This window comes from Catenulispora rubra (genome assembly GCF_015356825.1).
GTDB lineage: Bacteria > Actinomycetota > Actinomycetes > Streptomycetales > Catenulisporaceae > Catenulispora > Catenulispora rubra.
This window is the reverse complement of the sequence record NZ_JAACYW010000039.1, coordinates 14,750-32,962: the sequence shown is the minus strand read 5'-3', so window position 1 is coordinate 32,962 and position 18,213 is coordinate 14,750. Positions and strand designations below refer to the sequence as shown.

The 18,213-nt window shown below is 70.6% G+C and carries 16 protein-coding genes; 8 read left to right on the top strand and 8 right to left on the bottom strand.

The window, feature by feature from the left end; all coding sequences use genetic code 11:
* Positions 1-15 precede the first annotated feature (15 nt).
* Genes GWK61_RS13960 through GWK61_RS13950 form a run of 3 tightly spaced genes read right to left on the bottom strand, consistent with a single transcriptional unit; the run spans position 16 to position 3,393 of the window.
* Positions 16-546, bottom strand: a complete 531-nt coding sequence (locus GWK61_RS13960) for a hypothetical protein (protein ID WP_194908779.1) — start codon at positions 544-546, stop codon at positions 16-18.
* A gap of 2 nt (positions 547-548) precedes the next feature.
* Positions 549-2,783, bottom strand: coding sequence for an MMPL family transporter (locus GWK61_RS13955; protein ID WP_194908778.1), 2,235 nt, complete (start codon positions 2,781-2,783; stop codon positions 549-551).
* A 4-nt stretch (positions 2,784-2,787) separates the two neighbouring features.
* Positions 2,788-3,393 (bottom strand): CcdC protein domain-containing protein, encoded by a 606-nt coding sequence (locus GWK61_RS13950; protein ID WP_194908777.1) that lies wholly within the window; start codon positions 3,391-3,393, stop codon positions 2,788-2,790.
* 184 nt (positions 3,394-3,577) lie between these two features.
* Here GWK61_RS13950 and GWK61_RS13945 point away from each other — a divergent pair, with 184 nt between their 5' ends.
* On the top strand, positions 3,578-4,984 hold the full coding sequence (locus GWK61_RS13945; RefSeq protein WP_194908776.1) for an AMP-binding protein: 1,407 nt from the start codon (positions 3,578-3,580) through the stop codon (positions 4,982-4,984).
* Here GWK61_RS13945 and GWK61_RS13940 read toward each other — a convergent pair.
* Together GWK61_RS13940 and GWK61_RS13935 are read right to left on the bottom strand one after the other, a co-directional pair.
* A complete protein-coding gene (locus GWK61_RS13940) occupies positions 4,971-7,619 on the bottom strand; it encodes a winged helix-turn-helix domain-containing protein (RefSeq protein WP_194908775.1) in 2,649 nt (882 codons plus the stop codon). The genes GWK61_RS13945 and GWK61_RS13940 overlap by 14 nt on opposite strands.
* Positions 7,620-7,673: 54 nt before the next feature.
* On the bottom strand, positions 7,674-8,138 hold the full coding sequence (locus tag GWK61_RS13935; RefSeq protein WP_194908774.1) for a nitroreductase/quinone reductase family protein: 465 nt from the start codon (positions 8,136-8,138) through the stop codon (positions 7,674-7,676).
* A 248-nt stretch (positions 8,139-8,386) separates the two neighbouring features.
* Here GWK61_RS13935 and GWK61_RS13930 point away from each other — a divergent pair, with 248 nt between their 5' ends.
* The gene (locus GWK61_RS13930) at positions 8,387-10,324 is read left to right on the top strand and encodes an alpha-keto acid decarboxylase family protein (RefSeq protein WP_194908773.1); all 1,938 of its coding nucleotides are present in this window, start codon (positions 8,387-8,389) and stop codon (positions 10,322-10,324) included.
* Positions 10,325-10,420: 96 nt separating this feature from the next.
* Here GWK61_RS13930 and GWK61_RS13925 read toward each other — a convergent pair whose 3' ends face one another.
* Complete coding sequence (locus GWK61_RS13925; RefSeq protein WP_194908772.1) at positions 10,421-10,972, bottom strand: hypothetical protein; 552 nt, start codon at positions 10,970-10,972, stop codon at positions 10,421-10,423.
* A 241-nt stretch (positions 10,973-11,213) separates the two neighbouring features.
* Here GWK61_RS13925 and GWK61_RS13920 point away from each other — a divergent pair, with 241 nt between their 5' ends.
* Positions 11,214-11,834, top strand: a complete 621-nt coding sequence (locus GWK61_RS13920; protein WP_194908771.1) for a hypothetical protein — start codon at positions 11,214-11,216, stop codon at positions 11,832-11,834.
* Positions 11,831-12,508: a sensor histidine kinase gene (locus GWK61_RS13915; protein WP_194908770.1), complete on the top strand. Its 678-nt coding sequence runs from the start codon at positions 11,831-11,833 to the stop codon at positions 12,506-12,508. Before GWK61_RS13920 ends, GWK61_RS13915 begins: the two co-directional genes overlap by 4 nt.
* A gap of 186 nt (positions 12,509-12,694) precedes the next feature.
* On the opposite strand, the gene GWK61_RS13910 is transcribed toward GWK61_RS13915, so the two are convergent.
* Entirely contained in the window at positions 12,695-13,819 is a 1,125-nt protein-coding gene (locus tag GWK61_RS13910; protein ID WP_194908769.1) for a sensor histidine kinase, read from the bottom strand.
* Positions 13,816-14,475 carry a response regulator transcription factor gene (locus GWK61_RS13905; RefSeq protein ID WP_194908768.1) on the bottom strand — a complete coding sequence of 220 codons (660 nt, stop codon included), beginning with the start codon at positions 14,473-14,475 and terminating at the stop codon, positions 13,816-13,818. Before GWK61_RS13905 ends, GWK61_RS13910 begins: the two co-directional genes overlap by 4 nt.
* Before the next feature lie 114 nt (positions 14,476-14,589).
* On the opposite strand from GWK61_RS13905, the gene GWK61_RS13900 reads away from it, so the two are divergent.
* From GWK61_RS13900 to GWK61_RS13885, 4 genes are read left to right on the top strand one after another with little or no spacing between them, the layout of a single operon-like run.
* Positions 14,590-15,087, top strand: coding sequence for a hypothetical protein (locus GWK61_RS13900; protein ID WP_194908767.1), 498 nt, complete (start codon positions 14,590-14,592; stop codon positions 15,085-15,087).
* Between the two features lie 17 nt (positions 15,088-15,104).
* On the top strand, positions 15,105-16,193 hold the full coding sequence (locus GWK61_RS13895) for a peptidoglycan-binding protein (RefSeq protein ID WP_194908802.1): 1,089 nt from the start codon (positions 15,105-15,107) through the stop codon (positions 16,191-16,193).
* A complete protein-coding gene (locus GWK61_RS13890) occupies positions 16,190-16,876 on the top strand; it encodes an ABC transporter ATP-binding protein (protein WP_194908766.1) in 687 nt (228 codons plus the stop codon). The genes GWK61_RS13895 and GWK61_RS13890 overlap by 4 nt, the downstream gene beginning before the upstream one ends.
* Positions 16,873-18,081, top strand: coding sequence for an ABC transporter permease (locus GWK61_RS13885; RefSeq protein ID WP_194908765.1), 1,209 nt, complete (start codon positions 16,873-16,875; stop codon positions 18,079-18,081). Before GWK61_RS13890 ends, GWK61_RS13885 begins: the two co-directional genes overlap by 4 nt.
* The last annotated feature ends 132 nt before the right edge of the window (positions 18,082-18,213 follow it).

Here is an 18,213-nt window from a genome sequence, read left to right as displayed (position 1 = left end):
GTGCTTCAACGGTGGTCACTGCGGGACGAGCGAGACCCCGATCAGACCGTTCCCGTCGGTGTGGTCGCCGGTCCAGGCACCGATGTGGCCCTCGTAGCCGTGACCTGTGAACGCGATCGAGACGGCGGTATACGGGCCGCCGGTCCACGAACCATTCTCGGTGATCACATAGCCGGCTTGCGGCAACGCCGTCTTGTAGAAGTCGGATATGACTTTCGCCGTGACCCCTGAGAGCGCGAAGTGGTATGCGCCGACAGAACTGCTTTTCTGCACCACATTCGCACCGGGCGGAACAGGGAACGTGTCGACGATGCTGCTGCCGGCGGTCGTGCTCGCCGAGCTGGATGCGATGCTCGTCAAGCTCGGAGCAGTCACCGTGGTGGTGACACCGGCGAGGGTGGCGCTTGGACCCGACGTGTTCGGCATACTCGACGTCGATGCCGCGGAGATGGAACCGGCACCGCTGGAACACGCCGCCAGCGACAATCCTGCGGCGCATGCCAGCACGCCCAGCGATAGCAACATCCGGATACGGTACGTCTTCATTCTCACTTCTCCTGAATTGCGTATACGTGCGCGGCCGGTACCGGCTCCGGCGCCGAGCCGCCCTCGATGTCCACCTTCGGCAGGATCCGGCCGAGCCACGGCGGGATCCGCCAGTTCGCCGGGCCCAGCAGGTGCATCAGCGCCGGGACCATCAGGCCCCTGATGACGAAGGCGTCGACGAGCACCGCGAACGCCAGGCCGAAGCCGAACTCGCGCAGCGAGCGCTGGTCGCCGAGCAGGAACGAGCCGAAGACCAGGATCATGATGGTCGCGGCGGCGGCGATCACCCGCCCGGACTTGGCGTGCCCGGTGACCACCGCGGCCGAGTGGGCCTTGCGTCCGGCGCGGGAGCCGGCCCGGCCGAGGTGCGCGTGCCACTCCTCCTGGATCCGCGCGACCAGGTAGACCTCGTAGTCCATCGACAGGCCGAACAGCACCGAGAACATCAGCACCGGCAGCCAGGCGTCGATCGGGCCCACCGAGTTCGCGCCGAGCACGTGCTTGCCCCAGCCCCACAGGAACACCGCGTTGAGCGCGCCCAGCCCGGCGCCGATCGACAGCAGGTTCATCACCGAGGCGACCAGCGGTATCAGCAGGCTGCGGAACACGACCATCAGCAGGACGAAGGCGAGCAGGACCACGATCGCGACGAAGACCGGCAGCTTGGTGCTGAGCACGTGGGCGAAGTCGATGCCGGTCGCCGTGACCCCGCCGATGTGGACCACCAGCCCGGTGCCGCGCTCGGCCGTCGGCACCAGGGTGCCGCGGATGGTGCCGACCAGGTCGGCCGTCGCCTTGTCCTGCGGCCCGGTCGTCGGGTAGACCGTGGCCACCGCGGCGGTGCCGTTCGGGCTGGCGACCGGGGGCGTCACCGACACCACGCCGGGGGTCCGGGCCACCTGTTGGAGCAGGTGCTCGAAAGCGCTCGGAGCGCCTGGCGCGTCGTACTGGGCCGCGATTTCGAGCGGTCCGTTGAAGCCGGGGCCGAAGCCCTGCGAGAGCGTCGTGGCGGCCTTGTAAGTCGTGTAGCTCGTCGGATCGTTGCTCGCGTCGGAGGAACCGAGCCGCATCCCGAACAGCGGCAGCGCGATCACGACGACGCCGATGGTGGCGGCCGTCACGACCGGCACCCGGCCGAACCGCACGAACCGGGCCAGCAGCGACCAGCCCCGTCCGGCCTGCTCGGCCCGCGGTCCCTGCTGGTTCAACGCCTTGCGCTCGTGCCGGGCCAGCGCCCGGGATCCCAGGAAGCCGAGCATCGCGGGCAGGAACGTGAGCGAGGTGAGCATGGTGAGCAGCACCGCGATCGTGGCCGCGACCGAGATCCCGTCCAGGAACGACACGCCGAGCGCGAGCTGGCCCAGCAGCGCGATGCACACGGTCGTGCCGGCGAACAGCACCGTCCGCCCGGAGGTCGCGGCCGACCGGCCGATCGCCTCGTGCGGCGACAGGCCCGCCCTCAGGCCCGACCGGTACCGGCTGATGATGAACAGGCCGTAGTCGACGCCGACGCCCAGCCCGATGAGCACCGCCAGGTCTGTGGCCACGCTCGGGGTGTCCACCGCGTGCGTCAGCAGGTCGATGAATCCCGAGCCCATGATCAGCGAGAGCACGGCGCACAACAGCGGAAGCAGCGAGGCCGTCAGGGCGCCGCTGAAGACCAGCAGCAGGATGACGAACGCCGCGACGGCGCCCACCAGCACGGAAGTGTGGCCGCCGGACTGCTCGGCGTTGCCGACCGAGGATCCGCTGACCGAGACGTGGACGGTTCCGGTATCCGCCGCGTGCGCCGCGGACAGCAACTGGTTGTCCTGCGCGGTCGTGATGGCGCTGCTCTTGGTGTTCCAACTCACGGTCGCGAACGCGATGGTCCCGTCAGAGCTGATTTGGGCGGCGGCCGCGCGATCGGCGGCATAAGGGCTGCCCACGGCGCTCACGCCGGGCACCTTGGCGACCTGTTCGAGCGCGGCGGTCACGTCGGCGCGCACCGCGGCCGAGCGGACCGTGGCACCCCCGGAGGTCTGGAACACGATCTGGTCGTTCTCCCCGGACGCCGCCGGGAAGTTCTTGGTCAGCAGGGACACGGCCGCCCCCGAGTCGGTGGACGGAAGCGAGAAGTCGGAGTTGAAATTGCTGCCCGCCGACTTCGCGAGGACGAGCACGGCGATCGCCGCCAACAGCCAGCCGGCGACGACGATCCGCCGGTGTACGAAACACCACTGCGCGATCCGGGACACGGGTCTACCTCCAGGTCTTCTTGGGAGTGGGTCGCGCGTCGGTCAGCCGGCCGGACGACCGGCCGCCGCTGCCCGCGAGGCGCTGTTGAAGGCTGTCGAGCAGGTCCGAGGTCTGGTGCGGCGCACCGTTCTCACCCTTGGACCAGATGACTTGATGGCCGGTGACCATGGCTCGGGCCACGATGAGGAAGCCCTCGACGAACATGCCGGCGCCGAGCGTGAGGAACAGGGTGTTCCCCAGGGCGGAGGACAAGTGCGGATCACTGGCCTTGAGCGCGGCATTGGCGCCGAACTTGACGGCCAGGTTGACCAGCCACAGGACGACCGTGGTCGTCGTGTAGTGGACGAAGATGATCCCGTCCCGCTCGGCGAGCCGCACGCTGCCGGCCCGCCACGCCCCGAGCACGATGCTGACCGCCACCGTGGCGATCAGGTAGGCGAGCGCCGAGCCGTTGTGCGCGTCCTTGGAGACGTCGGCGATTCCGACGACGATCAGCACCGCGGGCACGGCCAGCATCCGCTTGCCCTGCGCGGGCTCGCCCTTCACCCGCTTGTACATCACGAAACAGATCACTGCGATGATCAGGAAGATCTCGGGAACGCCGTTCACGGTGGTACCTCCTTGGCTGCGCTCTAATCCGGCACCGCATAAGGTCGCCGGACTTCTGATCACACGGCGTCATCCAGACCTCGTGATAAATGCCGGGCCGGGCGGATCACCAGAACTTGATGAGGCGTGATCATCAGAGCGGTGCCGACTCTGGAGCCCGGAAGACGATCGGAAGGGCAGCCATATGACGACGCGCGCCGAGGACAGCGCCGAGGACAATGCGCCGGCGACACTGACCGAGCTGATCCGGGCGTCCGCGCGGCAGTGGCCCGAACGGGTCGCGGTCGGCGTCTGCGCAAGCGACGGTGTGCTGAACGGCGTGCTGACCTACCGCGAGCTGGAGGCGGCGGTCGACGAGCTCGCGACCGAGCTGGCCCGGCGCGGCGTGTGCCGCCAGGACACGGTCGCCGTGGCCGGGGACAACTGCGTCGAGCTGGTGGTGGCGTTGTTCGCCTTGGCCGCGATCGGAGCGTCGGCGGCCCCGTTGAATCCGCGGACAGCACCGGCGCAGTTCGCCGAGCAGCTGCGGCAGGTGCATGCCCGGGCCACGATCGTCCCGGCGCACCCGTACGGCGAGCACTGCCTGCGCCGGCAGCTCCCGGCGTCGCCGCCGGTGTGGAAACTGGCGGTGGACCTGCACGCGCAGGCCGAAGGCGTGGCACGAGTCGAGCTCACCGGACCGCGGCTCGCGGACCGGCGATGGGGTGCGACCGCGCCGCCGCGACCGGCGGATCCGGCCCTTCTGATGCTGACGTCGGGCACCACGGCCGCGCCCAAGGTCGTACCATTGACCCATGCCAACCTGATGGCGGCGGTCAACGGCATCAGCGGTGTGTACCGGCTCACGCCGCAGGACGCGACGCTCGTGGTGATGCCGGTCTGCCACGGGCACGGGCTGATCGCGGGCCTGCTCGCGACGCTGGTCAGCGGCGGCGGCGCGTACCTGCCCGGAGGCGGGCGCTTCAGCGCCGGCGATTTCTGGTCCGACATGGCCGCCGCGCAGGCCACCTGGTTCACGGCCGGGCCGACGATCAATCGGATCCTGCTGGCCCGCGCTGCCGAGGGTGCGGCGCGTGAGTACCCCGCCCTGCGCTTCATCCGCAGCTACGGCGCGCCGCTGGCACCGGCGGCGCTGCGGCAGTTGGAGGCTGCGTTCGCCGCTCCCGCGCTGGAGGCCTACGGCATGACGGAGGCCGCGCACCAGATCGCCGCGACCCCGTTGCCCGGTGACGGTCCGGCCAAGCCCGGCTCGGTCGGACCGCCGACGGCGGTGGAACTCCAGGTGACGCTGCCGGACGGCCGCCCGGCTCGAATCGGCGAGCAGGGCGAGGTCTGGATCCGCGGGGACTCGGTGGCCTCGGGATACCTCGGCGACCCACGCGCCACGGCCGCGGGCTTCAGCCACGGCTGGTTCCGCACCGGCGATTTCGGCCACGTCGACGCGGACGGATATCTCTTCCTCGGCGGACGGATGACGGAGGTCGTCGACCGGGGGACCCTGTTGCCCGGCGTGGTCGGCGAGGTCCGCGACGTCGGCGAGGTCCGCGAGGTCCGCGAGATCACCGAAGTCGGTGAAGTCAGCGAGGTCTGACACCGAAGTGTTCCGGTCGGCCGCCGTCCCGGCCGGTCCCGGGCCCGCCCACACCCGGCGGCGCCAGCAGGCCGAGCGTGCGGGCCCGGACCACCGCCTCGGTGCGCCGGTGCACGTCGAGCTTGTCGTAGAGGTGCCGCATGTGGGTCCGCACGGTGTTCACCGAGACGAGCAGTTCCTCGGCGATCTCCGGCGCCGACATGTTGGTCGGCAGGAATCGCAGAACACGCAGTTCGGTGGAGGTCAGTGCCTCGGTCGGATCCGCTTCCCGGCGAAGGCCGTCGTCGACGGTATTGAGCAGCTGGTACACCAGGCCGGCGTGCGCCGTGCGCCGCGCGTGCCGGCGCAGCAGGGTGGGGGCCGGATGCACCTTGAACGCGAACACGGTCCCCGCGCGCTCGGCGAGTTCGAGCGCCCGTTCCAGGGCCTGGCCGCACAGCGTCTGATCCCCCAGACCGTCCATGGCGATCGCTTCGAGGAGGTTGGCCTGAATCAGCCAACTGTCATTCGTGACGGGGGCCGTTCCGGCCAGGACCGGCGCGAGTGCCGCGCTGGCGCCGTGGAAATCGCCTTGTTCCAGGCGCAGCACCGCCAGGGCGTTGCGCAGTTCGCCGCGGTCCACCGAGGCGGAGGCACGCAGGTAGTCGGCCTCGGCCCGGTCGTGGTCGCCGAGCAGCGCCGTGGCCACGATCGCGTGGGCGCGCATCGGCGCGGCCGCCTCCTGGTTGCCCAGCCGGCCGGTGTTGCGGTCGGCGGCGTGGAACGCGGTGAGCGCTTCGGCGTAGCGGGTGTTGACGAGTTCGACCATGCCGCGGGTCTGGTGGAAGATCACCGCCGACGTCGGATCGGCCGCCGGGTGCAGGCCTCGTTCGGCGTGCTGGAGCAGTGCCGCGGCCTCGTCCAGCCGCAGCTGCCAGACCCGGATCATGGCCAGCAGGTTGTAGGCCGCGACCGCGGCGGGTTCCTCGGACCAGCCGTGTTCGGAGGCCAGCTGGATCGCGAGCTCGGCCTTCTCGGCCGCGGCGGCGAACGAGCGGAAGCTCGTCGCCCAGGCGCCGTAGCCCAGGCCGAACAGCTCCAGCCACGGACGGCCGTTCCGGTGGGCGAGGGCAGCCCCTTCGTCGAGGTGGCGTTCGGCCGCGTCGGCGCCCATGTCCCACAGCTCTGCGGCGCCGAGCGTGATCAAAGCCAGGGCCCTGAGTCCCGGGAGTGCGGCCTCGGGCGAGTCGAGCAGCCGCTCGGCCTCGGCAGCCGTGGCCGGGCCGTCGCCACGCCGCTGGGCCAGGGACATCCGCATGACGGCGAGGCAGGTCTGGATCCCTGCGCGCCGCTCTTCGGGCAGCGCCGCCACGCGCTGGGCCTGCGCGGCCCGGGCCACGGACCCGGAGCCCTGCTCGACCGAGCCGCGCAGCGAGTCCGCCGCCGCCTGGAGCAGGACGAGTTCGGTGTCGGCGGCCAGGACGCCGGCCGGGAAGCGGCCGAGCAGTTCGTGCACCGCGGCCGCGTGGCCGTCCAGGATCAGCTCCAGGAAGTGGTCGGACAGCACGCGTGCGGACAGCTTCCAGTCCTGAGCGTCCTGCGCCTGCCGGACTGCCTCGATCGGGTAGCCGTGTTCGGCGTACCAGGTGGCGGCCGTGCGTTGAAGTTCCGCCAGACGCTCCGGATGGTTCTGGCGCAGCTCCAGACGCAGTAAGTCCGTGAGCAGCCGGTGGTACCGGAACCAGGTGCGTTGGCGGTCCAGCGGCACCACGAAGACGTCGCACTCGGCGAGTTCCTGCAGGATCCGCTCCCCGCCGACGTCGCCGGTGAGCAGGTCGGCCAGCGGGCCGCAGACCCGGTCCAGCATCGAGGTCCGCACCAGCAGCTCCGAGGCCCGCTCGCTCAGTCCGCCGAGCACTTCGGCGCGCAGATATCCGGCGACGGTCCGTTCGATGCCGGAGAAGCCGGCCACCGCGCCTTCGGGGTCGCCGGAGGCGGCCAGGCTGTAGGCCGCCAGCCGCAGTCCGGCCGCCCAGCCCTCGGTCCGGTCGTGGACCGTGGCCAGGCCCTGCTCGGACAGGACGATTCCGGCCTTCTGGAGCAGTGCTCCGGCCTCGTCCAGCGTGAATCTGAGGTCTGCGGCGCGGATGTCCGTCAGCTCCCCCTCAAGCCGCATCCGGTGCAGCCCGAGCCGCAGCTCTTCGCGGCTGGCGAAGACGAAGCGCAGGTCCGGCGGAGCGGCGATGACGAGGGACTCAAGCTGGCGCAGGGTGTCCCCGGAGCCCAAGGCGTGCGCGTCGTCGATCACCAGCCAGAGCGGGCCGGTCAGGGCGCCCAGGTCGGCGAGCAGGCCGTCGACCACGGCCCAGCCGTCTGCCGCCGAAGCCTCGCGCACCGGCGCACCGGCCGCCCTGAGCGCGCGCAGCACGGCACTCCAGAACGGTTCCGGGTCGGGCCCGGTGACGCGGACCTGGGCGATGCGGTCGTCCAGACCGTCCAGCGCCCAGGACCGCAGCAGCACGGTCTTGCCGCCGCCGGCCGGCGCGACCACCTGGGTCACCCGGGCCGCGCCGTCGAGCCGGGCGAACAACCGCCGCCGGGCCACGGTTCCGCTCGCACCATCGGCGACGGGGGTGTCGTCGCGCGGGCCAGTCATCGCAGTTCCCTCTCCTACAGGTGATCCGGGTGGGTGTGCCGGCGACCGCCGAGGTCAGCTCAGCGCTTCGAGCAGCCGGATGGTCACCAGGGGGATGCGCCGCGCGGTGGCCGCCCGGTAACTGGCGAACTCCGGGTGCTTCGCGATCGCCACGCCGAACAGCCGCTCGCGCTCTGCTTCGTCGCTCACTTCGCCGGCCCGGGCCCGGTAGCGGCCGTGCACCGTCTCGATGGTCAGGTCCGGGTGCACCGACAGGTTCCGGTACCAGGCCGGGTGCCGGTCCGAACCGCCGTCCGAGGCGACCACGAAGATCCCGTCTTCGGCGGCGCGCTCCGGATCGTGGAAGCAGACCAGCGGTACCGTTCGCGGTTCGCCGCTGCGCGCGCCGGTCACGGTCAGCACCGCGAGCTCGACCTGTTCGAACACGCCCGACGCCCGGCCGTGCTCACGGAATTCCGCGACCACCCCCGTGTTCATCGCCAAACGCTGCCGGGTGTTCTCTTCATCGCTAGTCGTCATGGTCCGAAGCTACGGTCCGTGACCGCCGCCAGGCCTCACCCCACGGATGGGTTGGCGGTATGAGATGAACGGCGTCGCGCCTCATACCGCGCCTCATCAACTTTTGATGATCCGGCCCTGCGCGCCTGTCTCACCCGTTCTGGATGACGGCGGATCATCAGAGCGCGGGCGAACGTGGATGGCATATCAGGGTTCTGTCTTCCTTTCGACGCCCCTGGTCCAGCCGATTCTCACCACAGGAGGACGTCATGACAGGTACGGAAGCCGACGCTGCGGCCTGGAGCTTCGACCGGCGCACGCTGCTGCGCGCCGGGGTGGCCGCCGGCGGGGCGATCGCGGCTTTGGCAGCGGTAGGTGGATCGGCGAGCGCCGACGCGTCCAGCCCGACGGCGCACGCGGCGCCGGCCGCCGTCGCCGCGGCCGGCCCGACGGCGCAGCCGAGCGTCGCGGAGTACGCGGTGCAGCGGCTGGCCGCGCTCGGGATCGAGCACGTCTTCGGGGTGCCGGGTGACTACGCCTTCGCGTTCAACCAGGCCATCGAGGCGAACAAGCAGGTCACGTGGGTCGGTGACGCCAACGAGCTCAACGCCGCCTACGCGGCGGACGGGTACGCCCGCATCCGGGGCGCGGCCATCTTGTGCACCACCTATGCCGTCGGCGAGCTGAGCGCCCTCAACGGCGTCATGGGCTCCTACGCCGAGCGGCTTCCGGTGTTCCACCTGGTCGGGCAGCCCAGCACCCGGCTGCAGCGGGCCCGGGCGGTGACGCACCACTCGCTCGGCGACGGGATGTTCCGGCAGTTCGAGAACCTGTCGGCGGCCGCGACGTGCGTCGCAGCGAACCTGACGCCGCAGAACGCCGTCGCCGAGATGGAGCGGGTGATCTCCGAGGCCCTGTCGCAGCGGCGGCCGGCGTACATCACGATGGCGCAGGAGTTCGGGGCCGTCCCGATCATCGGCACGCCGGTCGCCGGCACGCCGCTGGCGCACGTCCCGCGCCCGCAGAGCGACCCCGCATCCCTGGACGCGGCCGTCGCGGCAATCACGGCCCGGGTAGCGGCGGCGACGTCGGCGGTCGTGCTGCCCGCGTACACGATCAGCCGCTACGACCTGCAGCAGCAGCTGGCGCGATTCCTGGACGCCACCGGCTTCTCCTACGCCACCACACCGATGGACAAGGCCGTCATCTCCGACGCGAACCCGCACTTCCTCGGCACATACTCGGGTGCGCACTCGAACGCCGGCGTGCAGGCCACGGTCGAGGGTGCCGACGTGGTCCTGGACCTCGGCGGCGTCGCGTTCGCCGACTACAACAGCTCGCTGTGGACCGACGCGGTCGATCCGGCCAAGCTGATCACGGTCCGGCCGGACTACGTGCAGCTCGGTTCCGTCACCTTCGGCTCGGTGTACCTGGCCGACGTCCTGGACCGCCTGACCACCACGTTGGCGAAGACCGCGCTGCCCAAAACCACGACACCGAAGGTCCCCGCACGCGCCGCCGCCGCACCGCTGCCGGGATCGGCCTCCGACAAGGTCTCCTCGGCCACGCTCTACCCCCGGCTGGCGAAGTTCTTCCGCACAAACGACATCGTGATCGCCGAAACCGGCCTGTGCATGAACTTCCTGGCGCCGATCCCACTGCCCGACGGCGCGGTCTTCCACAACCAGACCCTCTGGGGCTCCATCGGCTGGGCCACCCCCGCCGCCTTCGGCGCCGCCATGGCCGACCCGACCCGTCGCACGGTCCTGATCACCGGCGACGGCTCCCACCAGCTCACCGCCAATGACGTCGGCGCCATGGGCCGCTACGGGACCAAGCCCGTGATCGTCCTGCTCAACAACTCGATGTACGGCATCGAGGAAGTCCTGTCGGCCTCCCAAGGCCACGTCTACGACTTCCTCACCCCATGGAACTACAGCGAGCTGCCAGCGGCCCTGGGCTGCACCGGCTGGTACACCGCCCGCGTCACCACCGTCGGCGAACTCGACACCGCGCTGGCCACCGCGGCGCAGCACGACAACGGCTGCTACCTGGAGATCGTGCTGGGCCGCGGCGACATCCCAGCGTCGCTGCCGCAGGTCGTGCTGGACCGGATCTACCAGCTCGCCCCGACGAACCCGCCGCTGCCCGCGATCGCTTCCGCCGCCGCCGCGGAAGCCGTCAACGGGAGCGGCTGGCTTTCGTGACGGCAGGTTGAGCTACACGAAGCGGCGCCCGGTCGAAGGACCATCCCTCCGCACCGCGCGCCGCCTTCTCGCTGCCGCAACCGTCTTCACCGCCGGCTAGCCGCGGGCTCCCACCATCACGCCGCGCCGCGAGGCGGGGGCGGCCGACGGCAGCCGGGAGGCCTGGAAGGCCAGTCCGATGGTGCGGGTCAGGAGCATCGCGACCGCCATGAAGATCAGTCCGTCGGTGATGGCGGCTCCCTGGACCTGGTGGGCGACACACCAGTCGGCCAGCTGCTTGGGGAACCAGTGGACGGACCCGAAGGAAAACGCTGCCCTGGCGCCGATGACCACGAGCCACAGCAGCGCGTAGCCTCCTGCGGCCCGGCTGACCGGCCTGCCGGTCCTCGGGCTGCGATACACCTTGACCAGGCCGAGCGCGAGGAGCCCGCCGAGCAGGCCGGCGACGGCGGCGGCCAGTTCGATCGCCAGGCCCGTGCCGTGCGTCATCGGGCGGACGATGAACAGCGGGATGATGCCGCCCGCCAGGATCAGGGGGCGCAGGATCCGCACCGGACCGATCTTGCGGTGGCTGCCGAGGTCGCTGTGCAGGACCGCGACCAGCACCGCCCCGTTGACGATCATGGCTTGCGTGAGTTCGGACGTCATGGCGTGCTCCCTGGGTCGGTTCCTGCTGACGCCTCCAACACTCGCCGCGATCCCCCGCCGCCGGATCGGCCCGGGGGTTGGTCCGCGGTATGAACCGGCGGCCGGTTCCCCCACCCGCCAGGTATGAGAACCGGCCGCCGAATCTCAACCCGTGCTTGGTCCCAGGGACTGAGTCGCCGGCACCGGTCCCGTCCGTAGCTTCGGATCTGTCGGCGTCCAGGCCGGCAAGAGAGAAAGCGTCGTGACCGGAATGCAGATCCTCATAGTCATCGCGGTGATCGGTTTCGTCATCTACCAACAGCTGGCCGGGCAGGCTCTGCGCGGCAAGCGCGTGGTGCTGCTGCCGGTGATCCTGACCGTCATCGGATTCAGCGACCTGCACGCCAACGCGGGCAGCCACCTCAAGCCGGCCGACGTCGTGTGTCTGGCGCTGGGCGCCGCCGGATCGATCGCGATCGGGCTGGCATTCGGCGCGATCACCCACCTGGAGGCCAGGAACGGATCGCTGTGGGCGAAGATGCCGGTCCGCGGCCTGTGGCTGTGGCTCGCGATGGCCGGCTGGCGCGGCATCGTCTACCTGACGGCGACCATCGTCCACGCCCCCGTCGCCGCCTCCAGCGCAACGCTGCTGTTCACCCTCGGACTCAACCGGCTGGCCCAGGCCGCCGTCATCGTCCCCCGCGCCATGGCCAAGGGCATCCCCTTCGCCCCGGAGAAGGACGGCAAGGTGTTCATGGCCGACAAGTTCCAGCGCGGAGCGTCCTTCGCGCCGTTCTCCGCACGCTTCGCGGAGCAGCGCGACGTACCGAACGATCACGACTACGAGCAGGACGCCGTTCCCGCCCGCCGGAACCGTCCGTGACGGTCCCGGCGGGGGCCCGTCCGGCGTCCGCCCTGAGCGCCGACGTCCTGGCGGAACGCGCCCGAATCGCCCAGGAGATCCACGATGTCCTCGCGCACTCCCTCGCAGCGCTGAGCATCCAGATCCAGACCGCCCGGGTGATACTGACAGACCTCAGGGACTACGACCGCACCGCCGACACGCTGATGAAGGCACAGCGCATGGCCGACGAAGGCTTGGCCGAAACCCGCCGAGCCGTCCACGCCCTCCAGGTCGGCATACGTCCACTCGACGAAGAACTCACCGCACTCACCGGCACCCACGACCGGCGTTACGGCGTCCCCGTCGACTTCGAGCTCGGCGGCACCCCCCGCCCGCTGCCCTCGGACTCCACGATCGCGCTGCTACGCGTCGCGCAGGAAGCCCTGGCCAACGCCGCCAAACACACGCCGGGCCAGGACATCGCGGTCGAACTCCGGTACGGCGCGGAAACGGTGCGGCTGACCATCGCCAACGACCTGTCCGAAGGAGCCGCCACGGCTTCGACACAGGCAGCGGCCACCGCGAACGGCGGCTACGGACTGACCCGCATACACGAACGGCTGCGGCTGCTCGACGGTGCCCTGACGGCAGGCCCGAGCGGCCACAGATGGATTGTGCGAGCCGAACTCCCACTCCCGATTGCAGCGGTCTGAAGTGGGCCAGCCATGAACCGTACCCGGTTGGCGCCGTGCATTTCCGTTTGACAGCCTGGTCAGGTGCGCGCCTGACCAGGCTGTCAAAGCCGTAGCCGTGGCCTGAACCCGGGGCGCTTCACCTGAGGGTGCCGATAACCTATGCGACCTGCTGGCTCCACTGTGGGTCGCGAAGACTCACCGACCTCACGGAAGCTGAACGGCGACGTCCAGTCCGCCGTCGGGGCGCGCGCTGGCGTCGGCGTGGCCGCCGTGGGCTACCGCGACCGAGCGCACGATGGACAGGCCGAGGCCGGAGTGTGTGGTGTCGCCGGTGCGGTCGGCGGATCCGCGGTGGAAGGGTTCGAACAGGTCCTCGACGGTGTCGGGGTTGATCTGCGGGCCGGTGTTGCTCACGACCAGTGCGGGGGTGTCGGCGATCTCGACGCGGACCCAGCCGCCGGTCTGGTTGTAGCTGACGGCGTTGTCGATCAGGTTGACGACCAGGCGTTCCAGCAGCACGGGGTCGCCGGCCACGATCCGCGGCTCGGCCCGCACTTGGACGTTGTCGAAGTCTTCTGCGACGGTCTCCACCAGGTGGTCGAGGCGGACCGGGACGCGGTCGGACAGGCCCCGGTCGCTTCGGGCGAGGACGAGCAGCCCGTCCAGCACGCGTTCGGTGCGGGCGTTGGTGTCCAGCAGCCGCGAGCCCAGCAGCCACATCTGGGGCGGGATGTCGTCGGCGAGCAGCGCGACTTCGATCAGGGTCCGTTGCAGGGCGAGGGGGGTGCGCAGCTCGTGGGAGGCGTTGGCGACGAATCTGCGCTGGCTGTCGAAGGACTGGGACAGCCGGTCGAGCATGCCGTCGAAGGTGTCGGCGAGCTCTTTGAGCTCGTCGTCCGGCCCGGTGAGTTTGATCCGGTGGGCGAGGTCCTCGGCGCCGAGCCGGCGTGCGGTGCCGGTGATGGCGTGCAGCGGGCGCAGGACCCGCCGGGCGACGAACCAGCCGAGCAGCACCGCCAGTGCGGCGGTGATCAGCAGCGCGGCGCCGGACTGGACCAGGAGCGTGGTGAGTGTCGAGGAACGGTAGGCGGCCAGGGAATGGATGACTCCGGCGGAGTTCTGCTGCGGCACCGAAGGCACTGCCGCGTCGCTCTGGGAAGTCGCGTCCGCCAGTGCTGTCTGCCCCACGGCGCCTGCGGTGAAGTTCGTCGGTGAGGGCAGGGTGTGGCTTACCAGCACGTAGACGATGACCAGCAGGACGGTTCCGGAGAGGAGGAACATTCCGCCGTACAGCGCGGTCAGCCTGGCCCGCACGGACAGCGGTCTCATGCGCCGAACCGGTAGCCGGCGCCGGGCACGGTGTGGATCAGCGACGGGTCGCCGAGTTTGCGGCGCAGCGTCATCACGGCCATCCGCACGGCGTTGGTGAACGGGTCGGCGTGTTCGTCCCACGCCCTCTCCAGCAGGGACTCGACGCTGACCACGGTGCCGTCGGCGCGCATGAGCACCTGGAGCACGGCGTACTCCTTCGGCGACAGCGGCAGGAACCGGCCGTCCCGGGACGCCTGGTGGCGGGGCAGGTCGAGGACCACGCCGTGGCGTTGCAGCACCGGTGGCAGCGCGGGCCGGTTCCGCCTGGCCAGCGCCTGCACGCGGGCGACCAGCTCGCTGAACGCGAAGGGCTTGGTGAGGTAGTCGTCGGCGCCGAGGCTGAGCCCGGCGACCCGGTCGGCGACGTCGCCGGCGGCGGTCACCATGAGCACCCGGGCCCGGCCGCCGTCGGCGACCACGGCGGCGCACACCTGGTCGCCGGGCACGTCGGGCAGGTCGCGGTCCAGCACCACGACGTCGTAATCGTGGACGCCGATCCGCTCCAGCGCGCATTCTCCGCCGTAACAGACGTCGACCGCCATCGCGAACTTGCGCAGTCCCTCGGCGATCGAGTCGGCGAACAGCCGCTCGTCCTCCACCACAAGCACTCTCACGTCCCGATAGTAGGCGCATAGGGATAAACGCGAGATAAACGGCTTTGCTTAACCGGTCCGGATCGCTCGATCGGTACTACTGGACTCCTCGAATCCCGAATCCGAGGAAGTGTCATGCGGAAATCAATCATGATCCAGACTGTCGCCGTCGCGGCCGTCGCGGTAGTGCTGGCCGGCTGCGGCGGCAGCAGCGCGAACAAGGTGGCCTCGCTGTCGTCCCCGAGCCCGACCAGCAGCGCCCCGCCGGCGCCCGGCGGCGGCAACGCCGACCAGGCCAAGGAACTGGACCAGCTGCGGGCGTATGCGAAGTGCATGCGCGACAACGGCTACGACATGCCCGACCCGGAGGGCGCAGGAATGCCCGGGATCAAGCCGGACGACCCGAAGTTCGGGCCCGCGAACGACAAGTGCATGTCGAAACTGCCCAACGGCGGCCAGCCCCAACCGGAGGACCCGGCACAGCTGGACAAGGACCGCAAGTGGGCGAAGTGCATGCGCGACAACGGCATCGACATCCCCGACCCGCAGCCGGACGCAGGCATGGCACTCCCGGACGGCGGTGACCCGAAGGTCCAGACCGCCCTGAAGGCCTGCGCGTCGGTGGGACGGTAACGATGTCCGAGCAGACGATGTCCGAGCAGAGTACGCCGCGCACGCGCGGGCACCGGACCCGGTGGCTGGTCAGCGGGGCAGGGCTGACGGTGGTCTTGGGCACAGGCTCGGTGGTCGCGTTGACGCAGGTGTCGGAGGCGCAGGCGCCGCCTGCCGGGCCCGCACCGGTCGCCACCGCGAGTGTCACCAAGACCGACCTGCGCGAGCAGCAGGACACCGACGGCACGCTGGCCTACGGCGCGGAGACGGACGTGACCGGGCGACGACCCGGCACGATCACGGCGCTGCCGGCGCCGGGCACGACGATCACCCAGGGCAAGCAGGTGTACGGCGTGGACGCGACCCCGGTCCCGCTGTTCTACGGCAAGCTGCCGTTCTACCGGGACCTGTCCGCAGGCATCCCCGACGGCCTGGACGTCCAGGAACTGGAGCAGAACCTCAAGGACCTGGGCTACACCGGATTCGGCACGCCGGACGGCAAGTTCACCGCCGAGACCGCGACCGCGCTGAAGCAGTGGCAGAAAGCCGAAGGACTCGCGCAGACCGGCACGTTCAGCGCCGGCGACGTGGTGCTCGCCGCCGGCCCGATCCGCGCGTCCACGGTGACCGGCGCGCTCGGCGGCCCGGCCGCCGGACCCGTGCTGAAGTCGACCGGCACCGCCAAGATCGTGGAGGTGAAGCTCGACGTGGCCGAGCAGAACCTGGCCAAAGCCGGCGACGCGGTCACGGTCGACGTCAACGGCGCGACCGGCACGGGCAAGGTCCTCGACGTGGGACGCACCGCGGTACCGGACAAGGACGCCACCGGCCAGGCCAACGGCAAGGCGGTGATCACCGTCACGATCAAGCTGGACGACCCGAACCTCGGCGGCGGCCTGGACTCCGTGCCGGCGACCGTGCACTTCGTCAAGGACGTGCACAAGGACGTGCTGGCAGTGCCGGTCGGCGCGCTGCTCGCACTGGCCGAGGGCGGCTACGCCGTCGAAGTCGACGACGGCGGTGCCCGCCACCTGGTCCCGGTGAAGACCGGGCTGTTCTCCGGCGGCCAGGTCGAGATATCCGGTCCCGGGCTGACCGCCGGCACGAAGGTGGTGACGACATCGTGACCCCGGTGCTGCGCGCGGACGCGGTCTCGCGCACCTATCCCGGCGGCGTGCAGGCGTTGCGCAAGGTGTCGCTGTCCGTGCAGGAAGGCGAGATGGTGGCCATCGTCGGCCCGTCGGGCTCGGGCAAGTCCACGCTGCTGCAGTTGATGGGCACCCTGGACCGGCCGACGTCCGGCCGGATCGAGATCCGCGGCCACGACGTGGCGACGCTGCCGGACCGCCAGCTGTCCGCACTGCGCTCGGCCTGGATCGGCTTCGTGTTCCAGCAGTTCTTCCTGTCCGAAAAGGTCAGCGCGGTCGACAACGTCTGCACCGGACTGCTGTATGCCGGCGTGCCCCGGCGGCAGCGCCGGGCCAAAGCCCTCGCCGCGCTGGACCGGGTCCGGCTCGGCCATCGCGCCGAGCACTACCCCGACGAACTGTCCGGCGGCGAACGGCAACGGGTGGCGATCGCCCGTGCCGTCGTGAACGAGCCGGCGATCCTGCTGGCCGACGAACCGACCGGCAACCTGGACACCGCCACCGGAGCAGCCGTCCTGGAGCTGCTGGACGACCTGCGCGCGGACGGCACCTCGATCGTGGTCATCACCCACGACCGGGACATCGCCGCCGCCATGCCACGCCGCATCGAGGTCCTGGACGGACGGATCCAGCTGGACACCGGAACGGCGGCGCCGCGATGACCGCGCCCGCTGTGCCGGACTCCTCCCGGCTGCCTCCGACCGATGTGCTCACACTCGGCGCGCACGGCATGCGCACCAGGCCGCTGCGCGCGGTGCTGTCGGCCCTGGGCATCGCGATCGGCGTCGCCGCGATGGTCGCCGTGCTGGCGGTGCCCGCCTCCAGCGCACAGGCGCTGCACGACAAACTCGCCGCGCTGGGCACCAACCTCCTCACCGCCACCCCTGGACATTCGATGACCGGCGGCGACACGCGCCTGCCCGTCGGCGCCGCCGCGATGGCCCGACGGATCGCCCCGGTCACCGGCGCCACCGCGACCGGGAAGGTCCCGAACACGACGATCCGCCGCTCGGACAGGATCTCCCTGGAGGAGACGTCCGGGGTCTCGGTGCTGGCCGCCGACTCCGACCTGCTCGACGTCGTCGGCGGCAAAGTGCACAGCGGCTCGTTCCTCAACGCCGGCAACGAGAACTTCCCGGTGGTGGTGCTCGGGGCGGTCACCGCCAGCCGGCTGGGCATCGACCACGTCGACGCGGCCCATCCCACCCAGGTCTACCTCGGCGGCCACTGGTTCACCGTGGCCGGCGTCCTGGACTCCATGCCGCTGGCACCTGAGATCGAACGCTCGGCGCTGGTCGGCCGCGCCGTCGCCCAGCAGCTGCTCGGCTTCGACGGGCATCCCACCACCGTCTACGTGAAGGCGGCCGAGTCCGCCGTCCCCGACGTGCGGGCGGTGCTGGGCGCGACGATCAACCCGCAGTCCCCCTTCGGGGTCGCCGTGACGCGTCCGTCGGACCTGTTGCAGGCGCAGGCACTGACACAGAGCACGTACAGCGCGCTGTTCCTCGGCCTGGGCGGAATCGCGCTGCTGGTCGGCGGCGTCGGCGTGGCCAACACCATGGTCATCTCGGTGCTGGAGCGCCGCCGCGAGATCGGCCTGCGCAGGGCGCTCGGGGCCACGAAACGACAGATCCGAGGCCAGTTCCTGGCCGAGTCGGTCCTCCTGTCCGGCCTCGGCGGACTGGCCGGCGTCCTGATCGGGATACTGGCGACCGCCGGCTACGCACTGTCTCAGGGCTGGCCCGCGGTACTGCCGGCGCTGGCACTGTCAGGCGGGGTCGCGGTGTCCGCGCTGGTCGGGGCCATCGCCGGGGCATATCCAGCGATACGTGCCGCGAAACTACCGCCCACGCAAGCCCTCTCCTGAAGGAACCGTGGGGCCCGCCAGGGTATGGCGGGCCCCACGTTGCGCCAGCTAGGACGGTGCGTTGTGTGAGATTAGTCAGGACAATGGCAAGTAGCGAGTTACTAAGACAATGTACATACACGTGAGACGTAT